Raw genomic sequence first — 6,707 nt, 5'->3', positions numbered from 1 at the left:
GGCCCGACACCTCCGCCGACTGGCTCACCCACCTGTGGTGCCTCAACCGCGGAGTCCCCGACGAACCCCACTCCGCCGACTGGGCCGCACACCGGTCGCGGGCGGGCGTGGTCCGGCCGCGCCGGGCACACCGGTGGCCTGGGGGCCGGGATCCCCGGTGGGACCGCGGCCGGGAAGCGCCCCGGACGACCAGCCGGCGGACGCCGGGTGGCTGCCCGGTCACGGGGGCCCCGTGCCACCGGGCCCCTGGCAGCAGCCCGGACCGGGAACACCCGATGGCCCCCCGCACCAGCCGGGACCGGGCGTGCCCGGCGGCCATCCGCATCAGGCGGGACCTGAGGAGCCCAGGCGGGGCGACCCGCGGTACCAAGGGCTGGGGACCGACCTGTTCGCGATCGCGGGACAGGGCGGCAAGGGAGAGCAGACGACCACGCCGCCCAGGACCCGGGTCGGCCTGATCGTCCTCATGGGGGTCGCGGCCCTCGCCCTGGTGCTGATCGTGATCCTGGCGGCGGCGACCCTGAGCTGAATTCCCGCTTTATCCCGTACGACGCAGACTGGACCCATGAGCGAGTATCGGATCGAGCACGACTCGATGGGTGACGTACGTGTCCCGGCGGACGCGAAGTGGCGGGCGCAGACCCAGCGAGCGGTGGAGAACTTCCCCATATCAGGGCGCGGGCTGGAGAGCCCGCACATCGCCGCGCTGGGTCTGATCAAGGCGATCGCCGCCGAGGTCAACGCCGGGCTGGGGGTGCTGGACAAGGAGCTGGCCCAAGCCATCGCCGAGGCCGCCACCGACGTGGCGGAGAACGAGTGGGACGGCGAGTTCCCCATCGACCTCTTCCAGACCGGCTCCGGCACCTCCTCCAACATGAACGCCAACGAGGTGATCGCCACCCTCGCCGAGGAGCGGCTGGGCCGCCCGGTCCATCCCAACGACCACGTCAACGCCTCGCAGTCCTCCAACGACGTCTTCCCCACCTCCATCCACGTCGCCGCCACGACCGAGGTGACCTACCACCTCATCCCGTCCCTGCGGCACCTGGCCACCGCGCTGCGGGAGAAGTCGCTGGAGTTCGACCAGGTGGTCAAGGCCGGCAGGACCCACCTGATGGACGCCACCCCGGTCACGCTCGGCCAGGAGTTCGGCGGCTACGCCACCCAGATCGACAACGCCATCGCCCGGGTGCGCGGCGCGATCCCCCATCTCGCCCAGCTCCCGCTGGGCGGCACGGCCGTCGGCACCGGCGTCAACACCCCGCCCGGCTTCGCCTCGCAGGTCATCGAGAAGCTCCGCGAGGCCACCGGCCTCCCGTTCTCCGAGGCCCCCGACCACTTCGAGGCCCAGGGCGCCCGGGACGCCGTCGTGGAGCTCTCCGGCCAGCTCCGCACGGTCGCGGTCTCGCTCAACAAGATCGCCAATGACCTCCGCTGGATGGGCTCGGGCCCGCGCGCCGGACTCGGCGAGATCAACCTGCCCGATCTCCAGCCCGGCTCGTCGATCATGCCGGGCAAGGTCAACCCGGTGATCCCCGAGGCGGTGTGCATGGTCGCCGCGCAGGTCATCGGGAACGACACGGCCATCGCCTTCTCCGGGGCCTCGGGCAACTTCGAGCTCAACGTGATGCTGCCGGTCATCGCCCGCAACGTGCTGGAGTCGATCCGGCTGCTGGCCAACGCCTCCCGGCTGCTGGCCGACCGCTGCGTCCACGGCATCACGGCCAACACCGACCGCCTGCGCGAATACGCCGAGTCGTCCCCGTCGATCGTCACGCCGCTCAACCGGCACGTCGGCTACGAGGAGGCGGCCAAGATAGCCAAGCAGGCCCTGGCGGAGCGCAAGACCATCCGCGAGGTCGTCATCGAGCGCGGCCACGTCGCCAGGGGCACCCTCACCGAGGAGCAGCTCGACGCCCTCCTCGACGTGCTGTCCATGACCCGGCCGCCGTCGTAGATCAACAGCTCTGGGAGACTCGCCCCATGACCCAGATCAAGTTCTACGGCCGCCGCGACGTCTGGGCCGGTCGGCGCCAGGAGATATCGGACACCGTGCACGGCTGCCTCACCGAGGTGTGGCGGCTCCCGGAGGACAAGAGGTTCCACCGGTTCCTGCTGCTCGACGCCGAGGACCTGATCTGCCCGCAGCGTAGCGAGCGGTATCTGATCGTGGAGATCGTCTGCTTCCAGGGCCGGTCGGACGAGGCCAAGCGCGACCTGATCCGCGCCCTGTTCGCCCGGGCCCAGGAGGAGCTCGACCTCCCGGCGGCGGACCTGGAAATCGTGATCATTGAATCGCCGCAGGTCAACTGGGGCATCCGCGGGGTCCCCGGCGACGAGCTGGCGCTCACCTATCCGGTCACGGTCTGACCGCGACAGGCCGGCTGGACTCTCCCCTGAAGGGAGAGCCCAGTCTGGCCCCATGAAGAAGACTCACCCCGGCCTCTACACGGCCAAGGCCGCGCCGACGCTCCTGGACGTCCCCCCGCTCCCCTGTCTCATGGTGGACGGCTCGGGAGACCCGTCCGGCGACCACTACAAGGCCGTCGTCGAGGGTCTGTACGGCGTCGCCTACGCGGTCCGCGCGGAGCTCAAGCCGGTGCTGACCTACTCGGTCGCCCCCCTCGAAGGGCTGTGGGAGGGCACGCCCGACGACCGCGCGTCCATGCGGTGGACCATGGGCATCCTCCAGCCGGAGCAGGTCACCCCCGAGGCGGTGGCGCGGGCGGTGAGCGCCGTCCGGAGGAAGAAGCCCGGCGCGGAGGTCGACGGGATACGGCTCGCCAACGCCCCCGGAGGCAGGGCGGCCCAGATCCTGCACACCGGTCCCTACAGCGAGGAGCCGGCGACCGTCGAGAGGTTGCTGAAGTTCGTCGCCGACCAGGGGCTGACCGTCGCCGGGAGGCACCAGGAGATCTACCTGTCCGTGCCGGGCCGTACGGCACCGGAGAAGATGCGGACCATCATCCGCTATCCCGTCGCCTCCGGGTGACGGCCCCGGACAGGTCCGCACGGCACACATAGGCGGCGGCATGACTATGGTGGCTGACGACATGGGCCGGGATTCGGCTGATTGCCTAGATTCGGCAGCATGAGTGACCTAGCGGGGCGGCGAGCCGTGGTGACCGGGGCGGGCAGCGGGATCGGGCGCGCCTGCGCGCAGCGGCTGGCCGCCGCCGGAGCGCATGTGGTGGTGGTCGACATGGACGCCGAGGCCACGGCGAAGGTGGCCGCCGAGGTCTCCGGGACGCCGGTGGTCGCGGACCTGTCGGCGCCCGACTTCGTGGACGCGCTCCCCGGCGACGTGGACATCGTGGTGAACAACGCCGGATTCCAGCACGTGGCGCCGGTCGAGGACTTCCCGCCGGAGGTCTTCTCGAAGATCCTCAAGGTCATGGTCGAGGCGCCGTTCCTGCTGGTCCGGTCGGTCCTGCCGGGAATGTACGGGCGGGGCTGGGGACGGATCGTCAACATCTCCTCGGTCCACGGCCTCCGCGCCTCGCCGTACAAATCTGCATATGTCACCGCTAAGCATGCGCTTGAGGGGCTGTCGAAGGTCATCGCCCTGGAAGGCGCCCCGCACGGCGTGACCTCCAACTGCGTGAGCCCCGCCTACGTCCGCACCCCGCTGGTGGAGAACCAGGTCGACGCCCAGGCCGAGTCCCACGGCATCGGCAGGGACGAGGTCGTCGAGCAGATCATGCTGGCCCCCGCGGCGGTCAAACGGCTGATCGAACCGGAGGAGGTCGCCGAACTGGTCGCCTACCTGTGCGGCCCCCACGGCTCGTTCATCACGGGAACCTCCCTCCCCGTGGACGGCGGCTGGACCGCCCGCTGACCCCGAAACGCAGCGTCGCAACGAGAAGCGTCGCAATGAGACCGCGAGGGTGCGCCGGTGAGCTGGACTGAGGAGCGAGGGAGCGCAGCGGACGAGCGACGAGGGAAGCCACCGGTTACCAGCACCCGAGCCGCGACGCGCAGCGTCGCAATCAGAATGGAAGACATGAGTGCACGGGTCTTTCTCGAAATGCTGGCCAGGGAGGCGTCGGCGGTCGAGTTCGAGGGGCCCATCCTGGCCGCCAGGGCCGGCGGGGCGGACGCGGCGACGCTGGCCGAGCTGGAGGAGGCCAAGCTCGCCGCGCTGAAGGTGCGGGCGCTGCTGCGGCGCAGGGCCAAACGCGAGGCCGAGCTGTCGGCGCTGTTCGACACCGCCGGCGACCTGGCGGGGCTGCGGGACCTCGACGCGGTGCTGGAGGCCATCGTGCACCGGGCCAGGCAGCTCCTGGGCACCGACGCCGCCTACATGACGCTGCACGACCCCGAGCGGGGCGACACCTGGATGCGGGTGACGGACGGCTCGGTCTCGGCCAAGTTCCGTGCGCTCCGGCTGGCCATGGGCGCCGGCCTCGGCGGGCTGGTGGCGCAGACCGCGACCCCCTACTCGACGGCCGACTACTTCGCCGACGAGCGGTTCCGGCACAAGCTCCACATCGACGACGCGGTGCACGAGGAGGGCCTGGTCGCCATCCTGGGCGTGCCGCTCAAGCTCGGCGCGCGGGTCATCGGGGTGCTGTTCGCGGCCAACCGGAGCGTGCGGCCGTTCACCCAGGACGAGGTGGTGCTGCTGGGCTCGCTGGCCGCGCACGCGGCGGTGGCGATCGACAACGCCCGGCTGCTGCAGGAGACCAGGAACGCCCTGGAGGAGCTCAGCGAGGCCAACCGGCAGGTCAACGCGCACAGCGAGGCCGTGGAGCGGGCCGCGCTCGCGCATGACCGGATGACGGGGCTGGTGCTGCGCGGCGGCGGGGTCGGGGACGTCGCCGCCGTGGTCACCGAGGTGCTCGGCGGCTCGCTGGTCGTGCTGGACGACGCGGGACGGCCGATCACCGGGGACCCGGGCGAGCTGGCGGCGGGCGTGCCGGCGCAGGAGGGCGGTCCGGCGGGCACGCGGCAGGGCTCCGAGACGACCGCGGCCATGATCGCGGACGCCGCGCAGTCGTCCCGGGCGCTGGGCCGCACCGTCAAGCGGGGCAATCTGCTGGTCGCGTCGGTGGACGTGGGCGGCGAGCCGCTGTGCACGCTCGTGCTGCGGGCCGACGGCCAGGTGGCCGACACCGACCAGCGCATCCTCGAACGGGCCGCGCTGGTCACCGCGCTGCTCCTGCTGTTCCGGCGTACGGTGGCCGAGGCGGAGGGCCGGGTCAGGGGCGAGCTGCTCGACGACCTGATCTCCCGCCCCGCCCTGGAGGGGCTGGGCCAGCGGGCCCGGCGGGTCGGGGTGGATCTGGACGCCGACCACGTGGTGGTGGTGGTCCGCCACGGCGGACGGCGCGAGCGCGCCGCCTTCTGGGCCTCCTCCCAGGCCACGCTGAACCACGGCCTGGCGGCCCTGCGCGGGGACGAGGTGGTGCTGCTCCTGCCCGGCGACCGGCCCGGTCACCTCGCCAAACGGGTGGCGGCCGAGCTCAGCGGGTCTCTGGGGCATCCCGCCACCGCGGGCGCCTCGGGCCCGGTGCGCGGTCCCGCCGAGGTGGCCGCCGCCCACCGCGAGGCGCAGCGCTGCGCCGACGCCCTGCTGGCCCTGGGCCGGGCCGGGGAGGGCGCGAGCGCCACCGAGCTGGGCTTCGTCGGGCTGCTCGTCGGCGACGGCCGCGACATCGAGGCGTTCCTCGGCTCGGCGCTCGGCTCGGTGATCGACTACGACGCCCGCCGGGGCACCGCCCTGATCCGCACCCTCACCGCCTACTTCGGCACCGGCGGGTCGCTGTCGCGTACGGCCGAGGCCCTGCACATCCACGTCAACACCGTCACCCAGCGCCTGGACAGGGTCGCCCAGCTCCTCGGCGCCGACTGGCAGGATCCGGAGCGCGCCCTGGAGATCCAGCTCGCCCTGCGCCTCCACCGCCTCAGCCACTGAAGCCGACCCTCCCGCCCCGCCCTCCGGCCCCGGTCTCCCCGGTCTCCTCTCGGCCCTCCACGGGTGTCCGCGGGCATCCACATAGACCAGCCGCCGGGTATGGCGGCCGGAGCCATAGGAGTGACGCCGGTCACTACGTACCGTGAGCCGACATCCCCCCAACAGCGCTACCCATTGGTGAGTGAGATGTCAGAGAAAACCCGCACCCCCATCGGAAAGATCGTCGCGGCCAGTCTGATCGGCACGACGATCGAGTGGTACGACTTCTTCCTGTACGGCTCCGCCGCCGCGCTGGTCTTCCCCGCGCTCTTCTTCCCCAAGTCGGACCCGCTGACCGGCACCCTGCTGGCCTTCCTCACCTACGCGGTCGGCTTCGTCGCCCGCCCGCTGGGCGCGCTGGTGTTCGGCCACTACGGTGACCGGCTCGGCCGTAAGAAGCTCCTGGTCATCAGCCTGCTGATGATGGGCGGCGCGACCTTCCTGATCGGCTGCCTGCCGACCCACGCGGCGGTCGGCGCGGCGGCTCCGCTGCTGCTGACCGCGCTCCGGCTCGTCCAGGGCTTCGCCCTCGGCGGCGAGTGGGGCGGCGCGGTGCTCATCGTCTCCGAGCACGGCGACACCGCGCGGCGCGGCTTCTGGGCGTCCTGGCCGCAGGCCGGCGCCCCCGGCGGCAACCTGCTGGCCACCGCGGTGCTCGCGGTCCTGGCCGCGGTCCAGTCCGACGACGCCTTCCAGAGCTGGGGCTGGCGCATCCCGTTCCTGCTGTCGGGCCTGCTGGTGCTGCTGGGCC

7 protein-coding genes are annotated in these 6,707 nt (G+C 72.1%); all 7 read left to right on the top strand.

Annotation, left to right across the window (positions count from 1 at the left end; genetic code table 11):
* Nucleotides 1-304 precede the first annotated feature (304 nt).
* The gene (locus ACWDS7_RS45105; RefSeq protein WP_451934301.1) at nucleotides 305-529 is read left to right on the top strand and encodes a hypothetical protein; all 225 of its coding nucleotides are present in this window, start codon (nucleotides 305-307) and stop codon (nucleotides 527-529) included.
* A gap of 36 nt (nucleotides 530-565) precedes the next feature.
* Complete coding sequence (locus ACWDS7_RS45100; protein ID WP_306863907.1) at nucleotides 566-1,957, top strand: class II fumarate hydratase; 1,392 nt, start codon at nucleotides 566-568, stop codon at nucleotides 1,955-1,957.
* Nucleotides 1,958-1,983: 26 nt separating this feature from the next.
* Nucleotides 1,984-2,370 carry a tautomerase family protein gene (locus ACWDS7_RS45095; protein ID WP_451934300.1) on the top strand — a complete coding sequence of 129 codons (387 nt, stop codon included), beginning with the start codon at nucleotides 1,984-1,986 and terminating at the stop codon, nucleotides 2,368-2,370.
* A gap of 52 nt (nucleotides 2,371-2,422) precedes the next feature.
* On the top strand, nucleotides 2,423-2,992 hold the full coding sequence (locus tag ACWDS7_RS45090; protein ID WP_451934299.1) for a GyrI-like domain-containing protein: 570 nt from the start codon (nucleotides 2,423-2,425) through the stop codon (nucleotides 2,990-2,992).
* A 99-nt stretch (nucleotides 2,993-3,091) separates the two neighbouring features.
* Nucleotides 3,092-3,838 (top strand): 3-hydroxybutyrate dehydrogenase, encoded by a 747-nt coding sequence (locus tag ACWDS7_RS45085; RefSeq protein ID WP_306863899.1) that lies wholly within the window; start codon nucleotides 3,092-3,094, stop codon nucleotides 3,836-3,838.
* A gap of 165 nt (nucleotides 3,839-4,003) precedes the next feature.
* Entirely contained in the window at nucleotides 4,004-5,917 is a 1,914-nt protein-coding gene (locus tag ACWDS7_RS45080; RefSeq protein WP_306863897.1) for a helix-turn-helix domain-containing protein, read from the top strand.
* 186 nt (nucleotides 5,918-6,103) lie between these two features.
* Nucleotides 6,104-6,707: MFS transporter (locus tag ACWDS7_RS45075; RefSeq protein ID WP_451934298.1), on the top strand; the 604-nt coding region annotated here is incomplete at its 3' end.

The organism is Streptosporangium sp. NPDC003464, assembly GCF_053588315.1.
This window is presented reverse-complemented; position numbering and strand designations above follow the sequence as displayed.